The sequence below is a fragment of the Xanthomonas sp. LMG 12462 genome, assembly GCF_009192885.1.
Taxonomy (GTDB): domain Bacteria; phylum Pseudomonadota; class Gammaproteobacteria; order Xanthomonadales; family Xanthomonadaceae; genus Xanthomonas_A; species Xanthomonas_A sontii.
In genome coordinates, this window is sequence record NZ_NMPP01000035.1 from 1 (window position 1) to 18,885 (window position 18,885).

General features: G+C 68.4%; 10 protein-coding genes and 1 pseudogene. 3 read left to right on the forward strand and 8 right to left on the reverse strand.

Annotated elements, in window-relative coordinates; translation table 11 throughout:
• From CEK69_RS10065 to ybaL, 4 genes and pseudogenes are all read right to left on the reverse strand, one after another.
• Positions 1 to 174: pseudogene (locus CEK69_RS10065) on the reverse strand (siderophore biosynthesis protein PvsA); the annotation flags it as partial.
• 251 nt (positions 175 to 425) lie between these two features.
• Positions 426 to 2,504, reverse strand: a complete 2,079-nt coding sequence (locus CEK69_RS10070; protein WP_152245379.1) for a TonB-dependent siderophore receptor — start codon at positions 2,502 to 2,504, stop codon at positions 426 to 428.
• A 79-nt stretch (positions 2,505 to 2,583) separates the two neighbouring features.
• A complete protein-coding gene (locus CEK69_RS10075; protein WP_152245367.1) occupies positions 2,584 to 3,315 on the reverse strand; it encodes an aldolase/citrate lyase family protein in 732 nt (243 codons plus the stop codon).
• A 210-nt stretch (positions 3,316 to 3,525) separates the two neighbouring features.
• A complete protein-coding gene (gene ybaL / locus CEK69_RS10080) occupies positions 3,526 to 5,205 on the reverse strand; it encodes a YbaL family putative K(+) efflux transporter (protein WP_152180674.1) in 1,680 nt (559 codons plus the stop codon).
• Positions 5,206 to 5,684: 479 nt separating this feature from the next.
• On the opposite strand from ybaL, the gene CEK69_RS10085 reads away from it, so the two are divergent.
• Positions 5,685 to 7,199, forward strand: coding sequence for an MASE1 domain-containing protein (locus tag CEK69_RS10085; RefSeq protein WP_152245369.1), 1,515 nt, complete (start codon positions 5,685 to 5,687; stop codon positions 7,197 to 7,199).
• Here the strand turns inward: CEK69_RS10085 and CEK69_RS10090 are convergent.
• Entirely contained in the window at positions 7,189 to 7,620 is a 432-nt protein-coding gene (locus CEK69_RS10090; RefSeq protein WP_152245371.1) for a hypothetical protein, read from the reverse strand. The genes CEK69_RS10085 and CEK69_RS10090 overlap by 11 nt on opposite strands.
• Before the next feature lie 343 nt (positions 7,621 to 7,963).
• On the opposite strand from CEK69_RS10090, the gene CEK69_RS21040 reads away from it, so the two are divergent.
• Positions 7,964 to 8,137: a hypothetical protein gene (locus CEK69_RS21040; RefSeq protein ID WP_193313951.1), complete on the forward strand. Its 174-nt coding sequence runs from the start codon at positions 7,964 to 7,966 to the stop codon at positions 8,135 to 8,137.
• A gap of 280 nt (positions 8,138 to 8,417) precedes the next feature.
• On the opposite strand, the gene CEK69_RS10095 is transcribed toward CEK69_RS21040, so the two are convergent.
• The 3 genes from CEK69_RS10095 to CEK69_RS10105 all read right to left on the reverse strand — a co-directional run bounded on the left by CEK69_RS10095 (position 8,418) and on the right by CEK69_RS10105 (position 16,591).
• Complete coding sequence (locus CEK69_RS10095; RefSeq protein WP_152245373.1) at positions 8,418 to 10,802, reverse strand: TonB-dependent receptor; 2,385 nt, start codon at positions 10,800 to 10,802, stop codon at positions 8,418 to 8,420.
• A 696-nt stretch (positions 10,803 to 11,498) separates the two neighbouring features.
• Positions 11,499 to 13,889 (reverse strand): TonB-dependent receptor, encoded by a 2,391-nt coding sequence (locus CEK69_RS10100; RefSeq protein ID WP_152245375.1) that lies wholly within the window; start codon positions 13,887 to 13,889, stop codon positions 11,499 to 11,501.
• 311 nt (positions 13,890 to 14,200) lie between these two features.
• Positions 14,201 to 16,591 (reverse strand): TonB-dependent receptor, encoded by a 2,391-nt coding sequence (locus CEK69_RS10105; protein ID WP_152245377.1) that lies wholly within the window; start codon positions 16,589 to 16,591, stop codon positions 14,201 to 14,203.
• A 252-nt stretch (positions 16,592 to 16,843) separates the two neighbouring features.
• Between CEK69_RS10105 and CEK69_RS10110 the strand changes: the two genes are divergently transcribed.
• The gene (locus CEK69_RS10110) at positions 16,844 to 18,703 is read left to right on the forward strand and encodes an ABC-F family ATP-binding cassette domain-containing protein (protein WP_150409777.1); all 1,860 of its coding nucleotides are present in this window, start codon (positions 16,844 to 16,846) and stop codon (positions 18,701 to 18,703) included.
• The last annotated feature ends 182 nt before the right edge of the window (positions 18,704 to 18,885 follow it).

Sequence of the window (18,885 nt, forward strand, 5' to 3'; positions counted from 1 at the left end):
CTGCACCGGTGCGGCGGGCGGATGGCGGCGGAAGTGCTCGAGGTGGGCGTGGCGGTGGTCGGTCAGCAGCAGCACCGGCACGCCCAGGCGCTGCGCGGCGGGGAGGAAGCCATCGGTCACCGCCGGGTGGCAGACGTGGCTGAGGAGCAGCAGGGGAGCGTCGTGCGAGGTCATGTGCGGGTCTCGTCGGGCGCAGGCGCACGCACGCCGCTGGCGCGGCCGCGCGGAGGCGGACACGGGAGGCATGCGCCGCGGCTGCGGCAGGGTCGCGTGGTTGCCTGGCGCATCGCATCGGGCGCGCGCTGGGTAGGGGAAGGACGCGGCTGCGTCCGCTGCAGGTGCCCGCGTCTCCCGCGGGCGGCGGCGCGCCGTGCTGGCGCGCGGTGGTGCGGCGGCCGGCGTTGTCGTCCGACGCCGGCGGTGGATCAGAACGTGTACTCGAGGCCGACGGTGACGCTGCGGCCCGGCGCCGGCTGCCGGCCCCAGGGACTGGTGTCGATGCCGCGGTACCAGTACTTGCGATCGAACAGGTTGTTGACCGCCAGCGACGCGCTGAGCTTGCCGCTGGCGCCTTCGCTGAGCACCTGGCTCAGCTGCGCGTTCCACACCCAGTAGGCCGGCAGTTCGCCGACCGAGCCGATCGCGTTTTCCTGCACGGTGTTGGCCGCATCGCTGAAGGCGCGGCTGAAGTAATAGCTGGAAACGGCGACGGTGGTATGACCGGATTCGGGCCGGTACGACGCGCCGAGGGTGAGCTGGTTGCGCGAGGTGTAGGGCACGCGATTGCCGTCGTACACGCCCGATTCCTGCCGCGCGTCCAGGTAGGCGTAGCCGGCGTTGAGGGTCAGCGCGCGCAGTTGCGCCGGGCTCCACTGCACTTCCACTTCGGCGCCCTGGTGGCGGGTCTTGCCGAGGTTGCGGTAGGTGCGCGTGGTGTTGTCGAGCTGGATCTGCTGGTCGAAGTCGATCAGGTAGCCGCCGAACTGCACGCGGGTGCGTTCGTTGGGCTGGTAGCGCGCGCCGGCCTCGTAGTTCCAGGCCAGTTCGGCGTCGAGGTTGTCGCCGAAGATGATCTGGGTGACCTGCGGCGCGCGCAGCGAGCGCTGTCCGTCGGCGTACAGGTACCACTGCGGGCTGGCCTGGAACCCCAGGGTCAGGCCGGGCAGCACGTCGTCGGTCTTGTTGCGCGTGCGCGCGCCGCTGGCCAGGTTGTAGTAGCGCGAATCGACCTGCTCGTAGCGCAGGCCGGGGGTGACGGTGACGCGGCCGTCGGCGAAGGCGATCGCGTCGCTGACGTAGGCGGCGGCGCCGCGGTCCTTGAAGCGCCAGTCGCGCACCAGGGTGTACAGGCCGTCCCTGAGGCGGGTGTTGCCGACCAGGAAGTCGATGTCCTCGTTGATCGCGCGCGCGCCCAGCGTCCACTGCTGGCGCACCGTGCCGTCGCCCATCGTCCAGCTCAGCCGCGGCTCGCTGCCGTAGACGCGGAAATCGCGTGGGGCGCTCTGCCGCAGTTGCGGCGGCAGGTCGGGGCGCCAGGTCTCGCTGGCCGCCGAGCGCATGCCGACGATGAAGTTGCGGCTGCTGCGCGCGCTGAAGTTGCTCCAGTCCAGGCGCAGGTCCTGGAACGGCCCCACGTCGCCGAAGTCCTGCTGGTAGACCAGCGAGGCGCGCGTGGTGCGGCCGTTGAATGCGTCCAGCGGCCGCGTCGACTGGCGTGGATCGCGCAGGTAGTCGGCGGTGGACAAGGCGCCGGCCATGTCCATGTCGGCGACGTAGCGTTGCACGCTGGCCTTGAGCAGCGTGTCCGGTGCCAGCCACCATTCCGCGCGCAGGCGCAGGTTCTTGATGTCGGTGGCGCTGTGCTCGCGCCAGTAGTCGCCCTTGGTCCAGTTGGCGTCCAGTTGCAGGCCGAACGTGTCGCTGGCGTAGCCGCCGGTGCTGATCGCGGTGTCGCCCAGGTAATGCCCGGCGCCGCCGGCGGTGACCTTCTGGCCCAGCGTGGTGGTCCAGGTGGTGGGAATGTCCGGGCTGATCAGGTTGATCACGCCGCCGACGTTGTTGGGGCCGTACTGCACCGCCGCGCCGCCGCGCACGATGTCGATGCGGTCGACCTGGTTCAGGCCGACCGGGAACAGCGACAGGCTGGTCTGCCCGTACGGCGCCAGCGCCAGCGGAATGCCGTCCTCCAGCACCTGCACGCGGCCGCTGCGGCTCTCGTACAGGCCGCGCAGCATGATCTGCGGCAGCGCGCCGGTGCCGGTCTCGTCGAACACCTTGATGCCCGGCACTTTCTGCAGCGCGTCGTCCAGCGAGCGGTTGGCGCCGGTGCGCAGTTGCGTGTTGTCGATCACCTGGCGGCTGCCGGCGTAGTGCTGCACGTCCTCGACGGTGGAGCGGCCGAGCAGGCTGCCCTGTACCTGGACTGCGTCGAGCTGGCGGATCCGCGCCTGCGCGTCGGCGTCGGGCGGGGTGTCCTCGGCGCGCACGCTGGTGGGAGCGAGCATGGCGGCGGCGAGGGCGACGGCCAGCAGCGAAGGGGAAAGCGAAGCGATCAAGACGACGACTCCAGAGGCACGAAAACGGTCAGGGGCTGCGCAGGTCGGTCGCGCGCTGGCGCAACGCGGCCTGCAGCAACGCGCGGTCTTCGCCGGCGAACAGCCACTGCAGGTCCGCCTGCGCCAGCCAGTGCGCGCGTTGCGCGGCGTCGCGGGGATTGGGGCAGAAGGGAACGCCGGCGGCGCGGCAGGCCGCGTCGATCGCCAGCAGCTGTTCCCAGACCTGCGGATGGGTGGGCTGCGGGCCGACGCCCAGGTCCAGCGCCAGGTCCAGCGCGCCTTCCATCACCAGCGACACGCCGGGCACCTGCAGGATCTGCGGCAGGGCGCGCACGCCGGCGGCGCTCTCGATCATCGGGATCACGCGCAGGCGCGCGCGGCTGCCGGCGATGTAGTCGGCCAGGGCCACGCTGCCGAAGCCGGTGACGCGGCCGCCGGTGATGCCGCGGCGGCCGTGCGGCGGGAAGTGCGCGGCGGCGACCGCGCGCTCGGCCTGCTCGGCGCTGTCCAGCCCGGCCAGGACCACGCCGCGGGCGCCGGCATCGAGCACCCGGCCGATCAGCTTGGCATCGACCTCGGGCACGCGCACCCACGGTTCGCAGCCGCCCAGCTCGCAGGCGCGGATGGCGTGTTCAAGCTCGGCGGGCGAGCGCAGCACGTGTTCCAGATCGAGTACCGCGAAGTCGTAGCCGACATGCCCGAACATCTCGCACAGCAGGGCACTGGGCACGGAGTTGAGCAACCCGATCTTGCAGGCCATGGGGGAGGGCGCGCGGAACTGGGGAAGGGAGCGCAATCCTGCCGCAAACGAGAATGCTTATCAAGAAGATTCGCTGCAGGTCTTCACAGCCGCCGTAGACGCTTTCTGTGCGCTACCACACTTTTCGCTGCGACTCACTCGCCGAAGAGGAGCCGCTTTTGCGAATCCCCAATCCCGAATCCCCAATCCCTAAGCCGCGCGGTCAAGGCCTCAGCGCGCCGCGGCACGCAGCCCCCGATACGGCGGCGTCGCCATCACCATTTCCGCCAGCGAATAGGCCAGCTCGCGCTCGGCCATCACCGTGCCGTCGGCGCCGTGGTCGAGCAGGTGCTTGACCTCGGCGTCGCTGTGCGCACGCGCCAGCAGGGTCAGTGCCGGGTTCAGCGCACGCAGCTTGGCTAGGGCCTCGCCGGCCTCCAGTGGCTGCGGGATCGCCAGGATCGCGATCTTGGCCTTCTCCGGATGCGCCTCGGCCAGCACGCGGTCGGCGGCGGCGCTGCCACGGATGCCGGGGATGCCGTCGGCGTGAGCGCGTTCGACGTGGTCGCGGTTGTCGTCGATCACCAGCACCGGCACGCCGCGCTCGCGCAGCACCGCCGCCAGCGCGCTGCCGACCCGGCCGTAGCCGATCACGATGGCGTGGTCGACCAGGTCCAGCGACGGGCCCGGCGGCAACTCCGGCTCCACCGTCACCGGCGCTTCCACCGCCTGCCGCGCCTGCCAGCGGTCCAGCCAGGTGAACAGCAGCGGGTTGGCGATGATCGACAGCAGCGCGCCGGCCAGGATCAGGTCGCGGCCGGTCTCGGGCAGGATCGCCAGGCTCACGCCCAGGCCGGCCAGGATGAAGGAGAACTCGCCGATCTGCGCCAGGCTGGTGGAAATGGTCAGGGCGATGCCGGTAGGGTGGCCGAACGCCCGCACGATCACGAAGGCGGCCAGCGACTTACCGACGGTGATGGTCAGGAACGTGGCCAGCACCTGCCACGGATGCTCGACCAGGATGTGCGGATCGAACAGCATGCCCACCGAGACGAAGAACAGCACCGCGAAGGCGTCGCGCAGCGGCAGCGAGTCGTTGGCGGCCTTGTGGCTGAGCTCGGATTCCTTCAGCAGCATGCCGGCGAAGAACGCGCCCAGCGCGAACGACACCCCGAACAGCGTGGCCGAGCCGAACGCCACGCCCAGCGCGATCGCCAGCACCGACAGGGTGAACAGTTCGCGCGAGCCGGTCGCGGCGACCTTCTCCAGCGCCCACGGAATCGCGCGGCGGCCGACCACCAGCATCACCGCCACGAACGCGGCCATCTTCAGCAGGGTGACGCCGAGCGCGCCGAGGATCGCCCCGGTATCGGCGCCCTTGCCGCCGAGCGCGTCGGCCAGTGCCGGCAGCAGCACCAGCGCCAGCACCATCACCAGGTCCTCCACGATCAGCCAGCCGACCGCGATGCGCCCGCGCAGGGTTTCCAGCAGGCGCCGTTCCTCCATCGCCCGCAGCAGCACCACGGTACTGGCCACCGACAGCGCCAGGCCGAACACCAGGCCGTGCAGGGTCGGCCAGCCCATGCTCCAGGCCAGGCCCCAACCGAGCAGGGTGGCGACCGTGATCTGCGCCAGCGCGCCGGGGATCGCGATCCACTTCACTTCCATCAGGTCTTCGAGGGAGAAGTGCAGCCCCACGCCGAACATCAGCAGCATCACCCCCAGTTCCGACAACTGGGTGGCCAGGGCCTGGTCGGCGACGAAGCCCGGCGTGAACGGGCCCACGCAGATGCCCGCCACCAGATAGCCGACCAGCGGCGAGAGTTTGAGGCGATGGGCGAGCGTGCCGAGGATGAAGGCGAGCGCGAGCCCGACCGCGATGATGTCGATGAGACTGGTGTCGTGATGCATTCAGGATCGCAGAACAAGTAGGCCCCGAGTGTCGCCGATCGGGGCTTTTGTCGGCAAATCGGCGGGTGGCGCCAAACGGCCGGCAGAGCCGGGGCACCGTGATTGCGGCACAGGTCGTTACGTCGAGGGCTGCGCGTGCGGCGACAGGACGGGACGATCTCGGGCGGCGGCTGGGCGGCCGCCATCGGGAGCAGGCCGCCGCGAGACGCATGCCCTCGGCATCGCGCAGGTGGGGCATGGACGCGCGTGCCAGGGCCGCGAGCCGCGCAACCGGCGACCCGGGCGGTGCCGCATCCCAGCCCCGGCTCCCGCTCCCCGACACCCTGAGTGGGATGGAAGTCGCAGCGATCGGGTCCCTCGCGCAACTCCCTGTCGGGAAAGACATTACACCAGATGATGGACGTTATCTGTCTACTGTTTCGGCCCATGCCGTGGTGTATGTTTGCGCCAATTAGGTGTCCTGCCAGGACCAGGGTGGCATGGCTAGACTGAAGACATTCGCGAGCGGAATCCTCTTGAGCGCGGTGTACTGCGCGGCCTACCTGGCCGTGTGGCACTGCTCTCTGGATCAATGGTTTCTGCCGATCGGACTGCGCACCGCAGCACTGCTGTTTCTCCCGTATCGGCTATGGCCCTACGTTTTTCTGGGAGACGCGGCGGCGCTGCTGAGCATGCGTGTGCCGATGATCGAGGAGGGCGGGGCAAATCCGGTCTGGGTGTACGGCAGCTCGTTCCTGTTGATGCCGGCCTTCTCGCTGCTGCCTTGGGCGGTCCGGCGCAGCCTTCCTGATTTCCGGGTCGAGCAGAGCTGGCTGCCGCTGATCTGCCTGTGCGCGGCATTGTGGGCAGTGCTCGTCAACAAGGGAGTCAACTGGCTGCTGGGTGGGCCTGCCGCCTATATCAATCTGGAAAACACGCTGAAGTTCTGGATAGGTTTCTATCTGGGTATCGTCATGTTCGTCTTTCCCGCCCTGCTGTGGGTCAGGCGAGGAGAGGGAGATACAGGCGAGCGAAGGACGCTGCTGCACAGCGCAGGCGTCGCTGCGTTACTGATGGCCGTCCTGTTCGCTGGGGCAATGCAGGCCGAGGGTGTGCTGCGCCAGTTCGTTCTGGTTCTGATGATCGCGCCGGCTGTGTGGCTGACGTTCAAGCATGCATGGCGAGGCGCTGCAATCGGTGTTGTGATGGCCAACTTTGCGGTGGCCATGTCACTGCCAAAGACCAACTATGCCGGTGCCTACGATGCGGACACATTGCAGGTGCAGTTGTTGGTGGCATTCGCGGTGACTGCGCTCGCTTCGTTAGGCGCCAGGCTCTCTGTCGCCTTCGACCAGGCGCAACGCTTCGGCTTTGCCGAAAGGCAGGCCCTGCAAGTCGCCCAGGCCAGCTACATGTCGGCCGAGCGCACGCTGCGTAACCGCGTGATCGAGTACACCGACATCCATGTGCACATCAACAAGCTGCGCCGCGACATCGCCAGTACGCTGAAGGAGCACGGTCACTACGCCGCGGCGATGGAAATGAACCGTACCGGGGTGATCCAGGCGCAGTTGCTGGACGATTACGTCGCGGCGCTGTATCCGCTGGATATCGAAACCCACGGCCTGTACGGCGCGCTGAATTCCATCGCCTTCGCCAACGCTTGCGATACCGAGGTCGAGGCGCGGCTGCACGGGGATTCGCGGCGGCTGTCGATCGGGCTGCAACTGGCGGCGTATCGCTGCGTGCTCAACGCCATGGAAATCCTGCCCGATGCGGGCCGGCACACGATCACTGCACGGGTCTGGACGGCGCGCGGCAAGCGCGGCGTGGTGGTGACCGTGGAAGCCGATGCGGCGATGCCGGGCGGCGGCCGCAAGCATCACAGCGCCAACGAGATGGACTGGGAACTGGCCAGCCGCTTGAAGGCTCATGACGGCACCTGCCGGCGCCGTCATGAGCAAAAGATCAGCTTCCTGATCTCCGAACCGCTGGAAAAGACCGTTACTTCTTGATGGTCACGGTCCAGACGTCGCCGTTGGCGCTGCTGGCCAGCTGCACGGTGAAGTAGCGCGCATCGTAGACCACGGTGCCGCGGTTGCTGTCGAAGGTGTCGACGGTGCTCACCCGATCCACGTCCTTGCCCATCGGCGTCACCCAGGCGGTGTCGCCGACGCGGCCGACCGCACCGCGCACCTGACCGGTGCTGTCGTTGATCTGCAGGTAGGTCACGCCGTTACGCTCGAACTGATAGATGCGCACCGATGCGTTGGTGGACAGGTTGGTCGCCGCTGGTGCGCTCTCGCCGAAGCCGCGAATGGCGATCGGCGTACCGACACCGCCGCCCGGACAGCAGCTCTGTGCATAGGCATTGGACGCCAGCGCAGAGCAGAGCACGATGCCCGAGAGTGTCGCGAGTTTAGAAGTTTTCCACATAATCAGGTCCTTCCCCGGATGGGGCTTTTTTGCCTGCCGTTCAGGCGATTCCACATTACGCGAATCGCAACAGGCCACTGTTGACAAATAATCAATCGATTCATACTTGTGATGTGGTTCACGATTATTTTTGCGGAGGAATTCCCGCAAATACGCCGCATCGGCTTGCTCAGGTATGGCCCCAGGTGACGCGCGATTCGCGTCGACCATCCGGCATCGCCGGGGGTGTCGGGCGTGGACCTTATTGCAGTTTCCATGCCACACATTGCGGGTATGTCCTCGCGGTGCAGCAGGGCATGTTGTTGCTGGCGCTTCCGCGTTCGGCACAGCCAAGTGATGCCGAATGCCGCTGTCGATGGCGAGTGCGTTGCATCGTGGGGAAATCCATCGCGCCGTCGCCCGGCGTTTTTCGAATGCGATCACGAGTCGTGCCGTGTCTGAGATGGCCATCACTGACGTGACGGGATCGGTGCAGTTGCTCGGCGCGATGTGCCCGGATCGCGCGGCGAATGTTTGACGCCTCTGCGTCGCCGTCGGCCGCGATCAGGCGGCGCGTCGCTGCAAACGCATGGGTCGAACGGATGACGGCGCGAGTGCGATGCGTTGCCGAACGGGACGAGGCTTATGGGCGCGCGCTCTGCCGACGCTTCGTCACCGCCGCGTTGATGCCCATCCGATGCCTGCGTCAGCGGTGTAGCGCTGCACGCCATCGAGACCGACCTGGCGGACATGCGGTCGCCGCGTTGTCTGCGGTGAACGCGGCGGCGGCGGTGCCGGGACACCGCCGCCGCAATGCATCACCAGCTGTAGTTGACGTTGGCGTAGGCGAAGGCGCCGTTGAAGCCGAACGGCGAGGACGTGCTGTACGGCAGATAGGTGCGGGTGCCGGCGCCGGCGCGCGAGCGGTCGGGATACTCGTTGAGCACGTTGTCGCCGCCGACGGTCACGCGCCAGCGGCCCAGGCTGTAGGCGGCCGACAGGTCCAGGGTCCATTTGGCCGCATAGGTCTGGTCGGCGGCCGGCGTGGTGCCGAAGTCGGTGAATTCGCCCCAGCGCGTGGCCGTGGCGGTGAAGGCCCAGGCGCCGGGCGACCATACGCTGCTCAGGAAGAACTTGTCGCGCGGCGAACCGCGGGTGATGCGGCCGATCTCGGCACGGCCGATGCGTACCGCGGTCGGGTCGATCGCTTCCAGGACCGCAGGATTGCCGGCGATCTTCTCGATGTCGGTCTTGTTGTAGTTGTAGCCGGCGGTGAGATCGAGGCTGCTCGCGGGCAGCGTGAGCTTGTAAGTGCCGATCGCATCCACGCCCTGGGTCTTGGTGTCGATGGCGTTGGTGAAGTAGCGGCCGCCGCCGATGCCGGCGTAGCCGTTGCCCTGCAGGTAGTTTCGTACTGCCGTGGAGGTGAGGTTCTCCGAGAGCACGATGCGGTCGTCGATGTCGATGCGGTAGGCGTCGAGGGTGATGTACAGCGCGTCCACCGGCTGCAGCACCAGGCCCAGTCCGTAGTTCTTGGACTTCTCGGCCTTCAGCGGCTCGGCGCCGAGCGCGATCGCCGCCGGATTGTCGGTGCGGAAGGTGCCGATCTCGAACGGCGTGGCGGCGATGCTGCCGTCGGGCTGGGCGACGTTGATGAAGTTGGTGGCGACCGACTGGAAATACTGCTGCTGCAGCGACGGTGCGCGGAAGCCGGTGGAGACGGTGGCGCGCAGCGCGACCTTCGGACTGAAGGCGTAGCGCAGCGACAGCTTGCCGGTGGCGGTGTCGCCGAAGTCGCTGTAGTTCTCGTAGCGCCCGGCCAGGCCTACGGAGAACTTGTCGGTGATGTCGCCTTCCAGGTCGAGATAGGCCGAGTAGCTGTTGCGATCGTAGTGGCCGGAGTCGCCGGGCTTGAAGCCGGCGAACACCTGCGCGCCCGGCAGCAGGGTGCCGTTGGCCGAGGGAATGCCGCCGTTGAGATAGGACGCCGGCGCGCCCGGCGATTCGTTGAACTTCTCGCCGCGCCACTCGGCGCCGAAGGCCAGGGTCACCGGGTAGGCCAGGCCGACCTCCAGCGATTTGCTGAAGTCGGCGTTGAGCACGTTCTGGGTGACCTGCAGCGCGCCCGCATAGAACTCGGTGGGACTGGCCAGGCCGAGGCTGTTGTTGAGGCTGTGGCGCACGTCGAAACTCAGATCGTTGCGGCCGTAGTTGTAGCTGAGGTCGATGGTCAGGCCGCCGGCGGTGCTGGACTTGACCCCGCCGACCCAGGACACGTCCTTGCTGACGTTGTAGATCTGCGGCAGGAAGCCGTCGGGGTAGATCTCCGGGCGGTTGCGGTTGTCGCCGGACCAGCGGAAGTAACCGTTGGACAGCACCTCGCGGCGGCTGAGCATCGCGTAGGAATAGAAGGTGATGTAGTCGGCCGGGCTGTACTGACCGTTGTAGGAGACCGCGCCCTGGTCCACGTCGGGGTCGCCGTAGCGCTGCTGCACCTGGCCCTGGTACGGCGTTGCGCGGTCGGTCTGGTCCTGGTGTCCGGCCTGCGCGGCGAAGTGCACTGTGCCGGTCTCGGCGAAGGTGAGCCCGGCATCGCCGGAGAGCTGGTACTGCTCGCCGTCGCCGGCGCTGTACTTGCCGTAGCGCCCGGCCAGGCTGCCGCCCGTGCCGCTGCCCTTGAGCACGATGTTGATGACGCCGGCGATGGCGTCGGAACCGTATTGCGCGGAGGCACCGTCGCGGAGCACTTCGATGCGTTCGACCGCGGCGATGGGAATGGTGTTGAGATCGGCCGGCGAGGAGCCGCGGCCCTGCGCGCCGTTGAGGTTGACCAGCGCGGTGGTGTGGTAGCGCTTGCCGTTGACCAGCACCAGCACCTGGTCCGGCGAGAGCCCGCGCAACTGCGCCGGGCGCACCGCATCGGAGCCATCGGTGATCGCCGGGCGCGGGAAGTTCAGCGAGGGCACCGCGCGCGACAGCGCAGTGGCCAGTTCGGTGGTGCCGGTGGACTGCAGCGTCTCCGGCGAGATGATGTCGATCGGCGAGGCCGATTCGGCGACGGTGCGATCGGCCACACGCGTACCGGTGACGATGACGGTGTCCAGCGTTTGCGCGTTGCCGGTGTTCTGCGCGTGGACCGAAACGGCGGACGTCGCCAGACACAGGGCGACGGCGTGGGCGAGCGGAGTGAGCGTGCGCGTCATGGGGGAGGCGGCTCCAGAAGTGGGGGGAGGCGCCGCTGCATGCGCACTCCCCTGTCCCCTGGCGGATGCGACGACGCGACCTAGGGATTACCGGTTGATGTCAGTGGAGTCAATATTCCGTTAAGCCTGATGCCGAGGTTGCAATTGCAACCACCGCTGCAGGCGTTGCGGCAGCGCCAATCCCGGGATTTTCCGAGCGTGTAGACAAAATGCCGGCCATGCGCACGGACGTGGTGCACGCGGCGGTGCCTGCGCGCGGGTGCTGCGGCGTTTTTCGCAGTGCGATGTGAGGGATGCTGGCTGCGCGGCACGAGGCGGAGCACGGTGTTGGGCGCGTCGCGGTTGCACGAGCGCAGCATCTCGCGAGCAATGCGTATGGCGCTTGTGGGAGTGGCTTCAGCCGCGACGAGTGAAGCCCAGCGCCAGTTGGCACCTTCATGCGTCGGGACTGAAGTCCCTCCCACAAGGACGCCCGATCCATGCGCCGGAGGAGCGGCTTCAGCCGTGCCCCATGGACAGCATCGTGCCGCGGCCGGAGCCGCTCCTGCAAAAACGTTCAGGCCGGTGAACACGTCGCAGGCTGGCGAATCTCCAATCTCCAATCTCCAATCCCCGTCCCAACAACAACAACGGCCCGGAAACCCGGGCCGTCGTCATGCCGTTCAACGCAGGCGCAATCGATGCCCGCGCGTGCGATCACCAGCGGTAATTGATCCGCCCGTACACGTAGGCGCCGTTGAAACCGTACGGCGAGTAGTTGCTGTACGGCAGCATGCCGTAGGTGGAGTTGATCAGGTTGGCGGTCTTGTCCGGGTACTGGTCGAACACGTTGTCCGCGCCCAGCGTCAGCGTCCAGTTGGTGCTCGGCTTGAAGCTGGCCGAGGCGTCGACCACCCAGTCCGCGCCGTAGGTCTGGTCGCGGGCGGCGGTGGCCGAGTTGCGCACGGTGAACTCGCCGTAGCGGGTGGCGGCCAGGCTCAGGTCCCACTTCGGCAGCTTCCAGGTGCCGCTGAGGATCAGCTTGTCCTTCGGGTAGCTGTCTTCCAGGCGGCCGATCTCGTCGCGGCCCAGCGTGGTCTGGGTCGAGCCGATCGCGGCCAGCGCCTGCGGCTGGGTCACCGCATGGGTGATGTCGGTCTTGCTGTAGCCGTAGCTGGCGGTGAGGTCCAGCGTGCTGGCCGCGAACGGGATGCTGTAGGTGCCGACCACGTCGACGCCGCGGGTGCGGGTGTCGGCGGCGTTGCTGAAGTAGCGCACGCTGGTGACGTTGCTGTAGCCGAGCTGGCGCAGTTTGCCCAGCACCGCCGCGTCGTTGAGGTTGGACGACAGCAGGATGCGGTCGTCGATCTCGATCTGGTACGCGTCCACGGTCAGGTACAGGCGCTCGACCGGCTGCAGCACCAGGCCCAGGCTGTAGGACAGCGAGGTCTCGGCTTTCAGCGGCGCGGCACCCAGGGCCTGGGCCACGGCGCTGTTCACCGGGAAGGTGCCGGATTCGAAGAAGCTGCCGTTGATGTAGCTGCTGGTCACCGCCTGGTACTGCTGCTGCGCCAGCGACGGCGCGCGGAAGCCGCTGGCGACGGTGCCGCGCAGCGCCACCTTGTCGGTGAACGCGTAGCGCGCCGACAGCTTGCCGGAGGTCTTGCTGCCGAAATCCGAGTAGTCCTCGTAGCGGCCGGTGAGGCCGGCGGAGAACTTGTCGGTGAGGTCGGCTTCCAGCCCCGCGTACACCGCGTAGTTGTGGCGGTCCGAATGCACGGCGTTGAGCGGCGCGAAGCCGGCGAAGCCCTGCGCGCCGCCGGTGGTGCCGGTGTACGAGGCCGGCTCGCCGGGCGACTGGTTCCACTTCTCCTGGCGGTACTCGGCGCCGAAGGACAGCGTCACCGGATAGGCCAGGCCCCAATCCAGCGGCTGGGTGAAGTCGGCGTTGACCGCGTTCTGGGTGTACTCCAGCGCGCCGTCGTAGAAGCGCCGCGGGCTGTCCGCGCCGAGGCTGTAGTTGATGCTGTTGGCGGTGTGGAAGTCGACCTTGTTGTAGCCGTAGTTGTAGCTGACGTCCCAGGCGAAGCCGCCGGCGGTGCTGCCCTTCAGGCCGGCGACCAGCGAGCGGTCCTTGGAGTATTGCTCGATCTGCGGCACGTAGCCGTCGGGATAGACCCGCGCCAGCAGCGCGGTCTGGCCGTTGTGGTTGCGCGAGCGGTAGAACGCGAACGAGGTGATGTCGCGGTTGCTGGCGATCGCGGTCGCGTAGCCGGTGAGGTTATCGCTGAAGCGGAACTCGCCGTTGGCCGAGACCGCGGTGGCGTCGACCTTGGGGTCGCCGTAGACGAAGGTGGTCTGGCCGATGCCGGGATAGTTGCCGGTGTTCGGCGCGGTGCCCTGGTAGGGGCCGGCGCGGTTGGTGGCGTCCTGCTGGCTGATCTGCCCGGCCACGTGCAGGCTGCCGCGGCCGTCGCCGAAGCCGACCCCGGTATCGCCGGAGAGCTGCGACTTGGCGCCGTCGCCGGCCGAGTACTTGCCGTGCTCCACGGCCAGGCTGCCGCCTTCGCCGGCGCCCTTGAGCACGATGTTGACCACGCCGGCGATGGCGTCGGAGCCGTACTGCGCCGAGGCGCCGTCGCGCAGCACTTCCACCCGCTCGATCGCGGCGATCGGGATCGCGTTGAGATCCACCGCCGAGGCGCCGCGGCCGATGGTGCCGTTGACGTTGATCATCGCCGAGGTGTGGCGACGCTTGCCGTTGACCAGCACCAGCACCTGGTCGGGCGAGAGCCCGCGCAACTGCGCCGGGCGGATGCCGCTGGTGCCGTCGGTCAGCGCCGGGCGCGGGAAGTTCAGTGAGGGCAGGGCGCGCGACAGCGCGGTCGCCAGTTCCGAGGTGCCGGTGGCCTGCAGTGCCTCGGGGGTGATGATGTCGATCGGCGATTGCGACTCGGCGACGGTGCGGTCGCTGACGCGGGTGCCGGTGACGATCACCGTGTCCAGCGTGCTGGGCGTGCTCGGCGCGTCGGACGCGGTCTGGGCGAAGGAGGGGGCGGCAAGGGCGGCGAGCACGGCGCTCGCCAGCAGCGACAACGGACGGTTCATAAAAACTCCAGCAGGTGCCGAAACGGCAGGCGGGGCGTGCGGCGACCGGCAGGGCCGGCAGGCCGCGTCCTCAGGGATGTCTAATTATTTTTTAACATGCGTGCTGCGTCGCAGGATGCAAGCGCATGTTCTTATTCCATTGCGTTCTAAGGGCGGCAGAACGCCGCGCGCCGCCTTCCGCAATGGGGAGGCACGCACAACGTCCCGGTAGCGTCCGCGCCCACCGGGACAGCTGCGGCATAGGCCTGTCGGCCGCGCGAGTCGCGCGTGGCGGACGTCGTCGCCATCGCGGCGACGCCCGCCAGGGTCGCTCAGAAGCGGTAGTTCACCCGCCCGTACCAGTAGCGGCCGTTGAAGCCGAACGGCGACAGCGGCGAGTACTGCAGGCCGTTGGGGCGGTCGTCGTAGATGTTGTTCAGCGCGGTCCGGGTCGGGTACTGGTTGGTGACGTTGTCGGCGCCGACGGTGAAGGTGAGGTCGTGCCAGGCGTAGCTGGTGGACAGGTTCAGCAGCCAGCGCGCGGCGAAGCCCTGGTCCTGGCTGCCGTCGGCGTCGTCGCCGCGGCGGGTGATGGCGCCGTAGCGGGTGGCGTCGCCATGCAGGGTCCAGCCGGCCAGACTCCAGTCGCCGCTGAGCACGTACTTGGTGCGCGGCGTGGCATCGGTCAGCAGGCCCTGGCTGGCGCGGCCGAAGTTCGGATCGGAGATCTCCAGGATCTCGATCTTGTTGTAGTTGGCGCTGAAGCTCAGGTTGAGCGTGCCGGCGCGGTCGAGGTCGAGCAGGTAGTTGCTCACCCAGTCCACGCCGCGGGTGCGGGTGGTGGCGCCGTTGACGAAGAACTGCGCGGCGCTGACCTGGCCGATCGGCACGGCCAGCGAGATCTGGTCCGAGTACAGGATCTGGTCCCAGATGCGGATCTGGTACAGGTCCAGGGTGGAATTGAAGCCGCCGCCTGGCTGCCAGACCGCGCCGACGCTGTAGTTGGTGGATTTCTCCGGCGACAGCGGCTTGGCGCCGAGCGCGATGGCCACCGGATCGGAGGTGCGGTAGGTGCCGATCTGGCTGAGCACGCCGTCCACCGGCAGGGTCACCACCGAGGCGTAGTTCTGTTGCGCCAGCGAGGGCGCACGGAAGCCGTTGGAGATCGTGCCGCGCACGGCGAAGGTGTCGTTGAGCTGGTAGCGCGCCGACAGCTTGCCCGAGCGGGTGGTGCCGGCATCGCTGTAGTCCTCGTAGCGTGCGGCAACGCCGCCGGACAGGCGCTCGCTCAGGTCCGCTTCCAGGTCCGCGTACACCGCCTTGCTGTGGCGCTGGAACTGCCCGGCCACGGTCGGCGACAGGCCGGGGAACACTTGCGAACCGCCCGGATACGGTGCGCCGGTGTCCGGGTTGATGGCGTTCGGATCGAAGTAGATCGAGGTGGGCGAGCCGGCCACCACGGCGTACTTGTCCTGCCGGTACTCGGCGCCGAAGGCGAGGTTGACCGGATAGGCCAGGCCCCAGTCCAGGGATTTGCTGAAATCGGCGTTGAGCGCGTTCTGCTCGTTGCGGAAGCTGCCGGCGTTGAAGCGCGTCGGCGAGGTGCCGGTGCTCCAGTACAGGTTGGTGTTGATGGTGTTGCGCAGGTCGAAGGTGACGTCGTTCTTGCCGTAGTCGACGGAGACGTCCCAGGTCCAGCCGCTGTCGGTGCTGCCCTTGACGCCGAGCACCGCGGCGCGGTCGTTGGAGGGGTTGTAGATCTGCGGCAGGAAGCCGTTGGGGTAGACCGCCGGCACGTTGCGGTCGCTGTTGTCCCAGGCGCGGTAGTAGCCGTTGGACAGCACCTCGCGGCGGCTGACGTTGGCGTAGCCGTACAGGTCGACGTGCGGGGTGAGCGCGTAGCCGAAATTGACCAGCCCCTGATAGGTCTTCAGCGCGGGGTCGCCGTAGCGCTCGTAGGGCACGCCGCTGGGGTTGGCGGCCCCGGCCAGGGTGGTGGCCTTGTCGGTGTTCTCGGCGCGGTTGGTGTTCATCGCGTTGAGGTAGTTCCACGACACCCGCACCCAGCCCGGCGCCTCGCCGTCCGGCGCACCGCCGAAGGCCAGGCCGTAGGAGCCGTCGATCCCGTTCTGCGCGCCGTCGCCCTTGTCCATGATGCCGCCGCTGACCGCGACGCTGTTGCTGCCGGGCTTGGCGCCGTGCTTGAGCAAGATGTTGATGACGCCGGCGATGGCGTCGGAGCCGTACTGCGCCGACGCGCCGTCGCGCAGCACCTCGATGCGCGCGATCGCCGACATCGGGATCGAGTTGAGGTCGGCCGGCGCCGAGCCGCGCCCGACCGACGGGTTGTAGTTGACCAGCGAGGTGGTGTGGTAGCGCTTGCCGTCCAGCAGCACCAGCACCGCGTCCGGCGACAGGCCGCGCAGGGCCGCCGGGCGCAGCGCGTCGTTGCCGTCGTTGATCGCCGGGCGCGGGAAGTTCAGCGACGGCAGCAGCTTGCCGAGCGCGCTGGCGAGGTCGCTGGCGCCGGTGGCCTGCAGCGCCTCGGGCGCGATGATGTCGATCGGCGATTGCGATTCGGCCACCGTGCGGTCGGCGATGCGGGTGCCGGTGACGATGATGTTGTCCAGCGTGGTCGGCGCCTGCTGGGACTGGGCGAGGCTGTTGCCGGAGGCGAGCACGAGCAGGACGGCACGGACGAGGGGGAGGCGGCGTTGCGTCATCGGGCGGAGACTCCTGGCTGGGGGATTGGCGCGGGTCTGGCGATTTCCGGTGGGGCGGGGTGGATGCTGCGGTGCAGCGTTTGCCATCGAATTGAAATCCGTTTTTCACATGGGCGCGTATACAAAAACGGACCTGGGTCGGGTTTTCGCGGCGGCCCGCGCGCCGCCTCGGACCGCGCCGCGTCGCCGCCCCGGGTGGGCCGGGACGGGCGAAGCGGCTACACTTCCGCCTCGCTAGCCGAGTGCCCTGCCTTGATTTCCCTACGTAATTTCGCCTTGCGCCGCGGCGAGCGGCTGTTGCTGTCCAATGTCGACCTCACCCTGCATGCCGGTTACCGGGTGGGCGTGGTCGGCCGCAACGGGGCCGGCAAGTCCAGCCTGTTCGCGGCGGTGAAGGGCGAGCTGGAGGCCGACAAGGGCGACGTCGACCTGCCCGGCAAGGTGCGCATCGCCAGCGTGGCCCAGGAAACCCCGTCGCTGCCGGACCCGGCGTTGAGCTTCGTGCTCGGCGGCGACACCGCGGTGGCCGCGGTGCTGGCCGAAGAGGCCGAGGCGACCGCGCGCGAGGACTGGGAAGCGGTCGCCGCCGCCCACACCAAGATGGCCGAGATGGGCGCCTACGACGCCGATGCGCGCGCCGGCAAGCTGCTGCACGGCCTCGGCTTCCCGGCCGAGACCCATCACCGCGCGGTGTCCTCGTTCTCAGGCGGCTGGCGCGTGCGCCTGAACCTGGCGCGCGCGCTGATGATGCCCAGCGACCTGCTGTTGCTCGACGAACCGACCAACCACCTCGACCTGGACGCGGTGTACTGGCTGGAGCAGTGGCTGCTGAAATACCCGGGCACGCTGCTGCTGATCTCGCACGACCGCGAGTTCCTCGACAACGTCGCCACCCACACCCTGCATCTGCACAACGGCGGCGCCAAGCTGTACACCGGCGGCTACACCGATTTCGAGCGGCAGCGCGCCGAGCAGTTGCGCCAGCAGCAGATCGCGCACGAGAAGGAACAGGCCGAGCGCGCCCACCTGCAGAGCTTCATCGACCGCTTCAAGGCCAAGGCCTCCAAGGCGGCGCAGGCGCAAAGCCGGATGAAGCGCCTGGAGAAGCTGGCCGGCACCGAGGCGGTGCGCGCCGAGCGCGAGTTCCGCATCGAACTGGCGCCGCCGGCCAAGCTGCCGTTCTCGCTGATCCGCCTCAATCACGCCGAGGCTGGCTACGGCGCCGACGCGGTGATCCTGCATAACGTCGGCTTCGGCCTGGAGGCCGGTCAGCGCATCGGCCTGCTCGGCCCCAACGGCGCCGGCAAGACCACCCTGGTCAAGACCCTGGTCGGCGAACTGCCGCCGATCGCCGGCGAGCGCATGGCGCATCCGGACCTGCGTATCGGCTACTTCGCCCAGCACACGGTGGAGTCGCTGCACGAAGGCCAGTCGCCGATGGACCACATGCGCGAGATCGACAAGGACGCCAGCAACCAGGCGTTCCGGGATTTCCTCGGCAAGTGGAATTTCCCCGGCGACCGTGCGTTCGAGCCGGTCGACGGGTTCTCCGGTGGCGAGCGCGCGCGCCTGGCGCTGGCGCTGATCGCCTGGCAACAGCCCAATGTGCTGCTGCTCGACGAACCGACCAACCACCTCGACCTGGAGATGCGCGAGGCGCTGGCCGAGGCGCTGAGCGATTTCGAGGGCGCGATCGTGATGGTCTCGCACGACCGCCACCTGATCGGCCTGGTCTGCGACACCTTCTGGCGCGTGGCCGACGGCGTGGTCGAGCCGTTCGACGGCGACCTCGACGCCTATGCCGCGTGGCTGCGCACCCGCCCCGCCGCGCAGGGCACCAAGCAGAAACTGGCCGAGGCCGCGCCGACCCCGCCGCCGCCGGTCAAGCCGCTGCCGGCGAAGAAGCCGCCGAACCCGCACAAGCTGGCCGCCGCGGAGAAGCGCGTGGGCGAACTGGAAGCAACCCTGGCCGAGCTCGACCGCCAGCTCGCCGATCCGAAGCACTACGCCGATGCGGAGAAGATGGCGGTGTTGGGCCGCGAGCGCGAGGCCACCGCGCGGGAGCTGGCGCAGGCCGAGCAGGCGTGGATGGAGTTGATCGACGGCGCCTGAGCCGCGGTGGATCTCGCCATTGCCGGTGTGCGCCGGCGAGCACGGACGATCCACGTCGAGCTGACGGTTCCTTCTCCCTGCGGGACCATGGCCCCCTTTTCGGGGGAAGGTGCCCCAAAGGGGCGGATGAGGGTGCGGGTGCCTGGGGGGCGGAGTGGCCGGCCGTGCGTGTCGGCGTACCC

What these genes read in the sequence shown, in the direction of transcription:
- CEK69_RS10070 (WP_152245379.1), bottom strand. Translation starts at nt 2,504, where the DNA reads ATGCTCGCTCCCACCAGCGTGCGCGCCGAGGACACCCCGCCCGACGCC.
- CEK69_RS10075 (WP_152245367.1), bottom strand. Translation starts at nt 3,315, where the DNA reads ATGGCCTGCAAGATCGGGTTGCTCAACTCCGTGCCCAGTGCCCTGCTG.
- ybaL (WP_152180674.1), bottom strand. Translation starts at nt 5,205, where the DNA reads ATGCATCACGACACCAGTCTCATCGACATCATCGCGGTCGGGCTCGCG.
- CEK69_RS10085 (WP_152245369.1), top strand. Translation starts at nt 5,685, where the DNA reads ATGGCTAGACTGAAGACATTCGCGAGCGGAATCCTCTTGAGCGCGGTG.
- CEK69_RS10090 (WP_152245371.1), bottom strand. Translation starts at nt 7,620, where the DNA reads ATGTGGAAAACTTCTAAACTCGCGACACTCTCGGGCATCGTGCTCTGC.
- CEK69_RS21040 (WP_193313951.1), top strand. Translation starts at nt 7,964, where the DNA reads ATGCCGCTGTCGATGGCGAGTGCGTTGCATCGTGGGGAAATCCATCGC.
- CEK69_RS10095 (WP_152245373.1), bottom strand. Translation starts at nt 10,802, where the DNA reads ATGACGCGCACGCTCACTCCGCTCGCCCACGCCGTCGCCCTGTGTCTG.
- CEK69_RS10100 (WP_152245375.1), bottom strand. Translation starts at nt 13,889, where the DNA reads ATGAACCGTCCGTTGTCGCTGCTGGCGAGCGCCGTGCTCGCCGCCCTT.
- CEK69_RS10105 (WP_152245377.1), bottom strand. Translation starts at nt 16,591, where the DNA reads ATGACGCAACGCCGCCTCCCCCTCGTCCGTGCCGTCCTGCTCGTGCTC.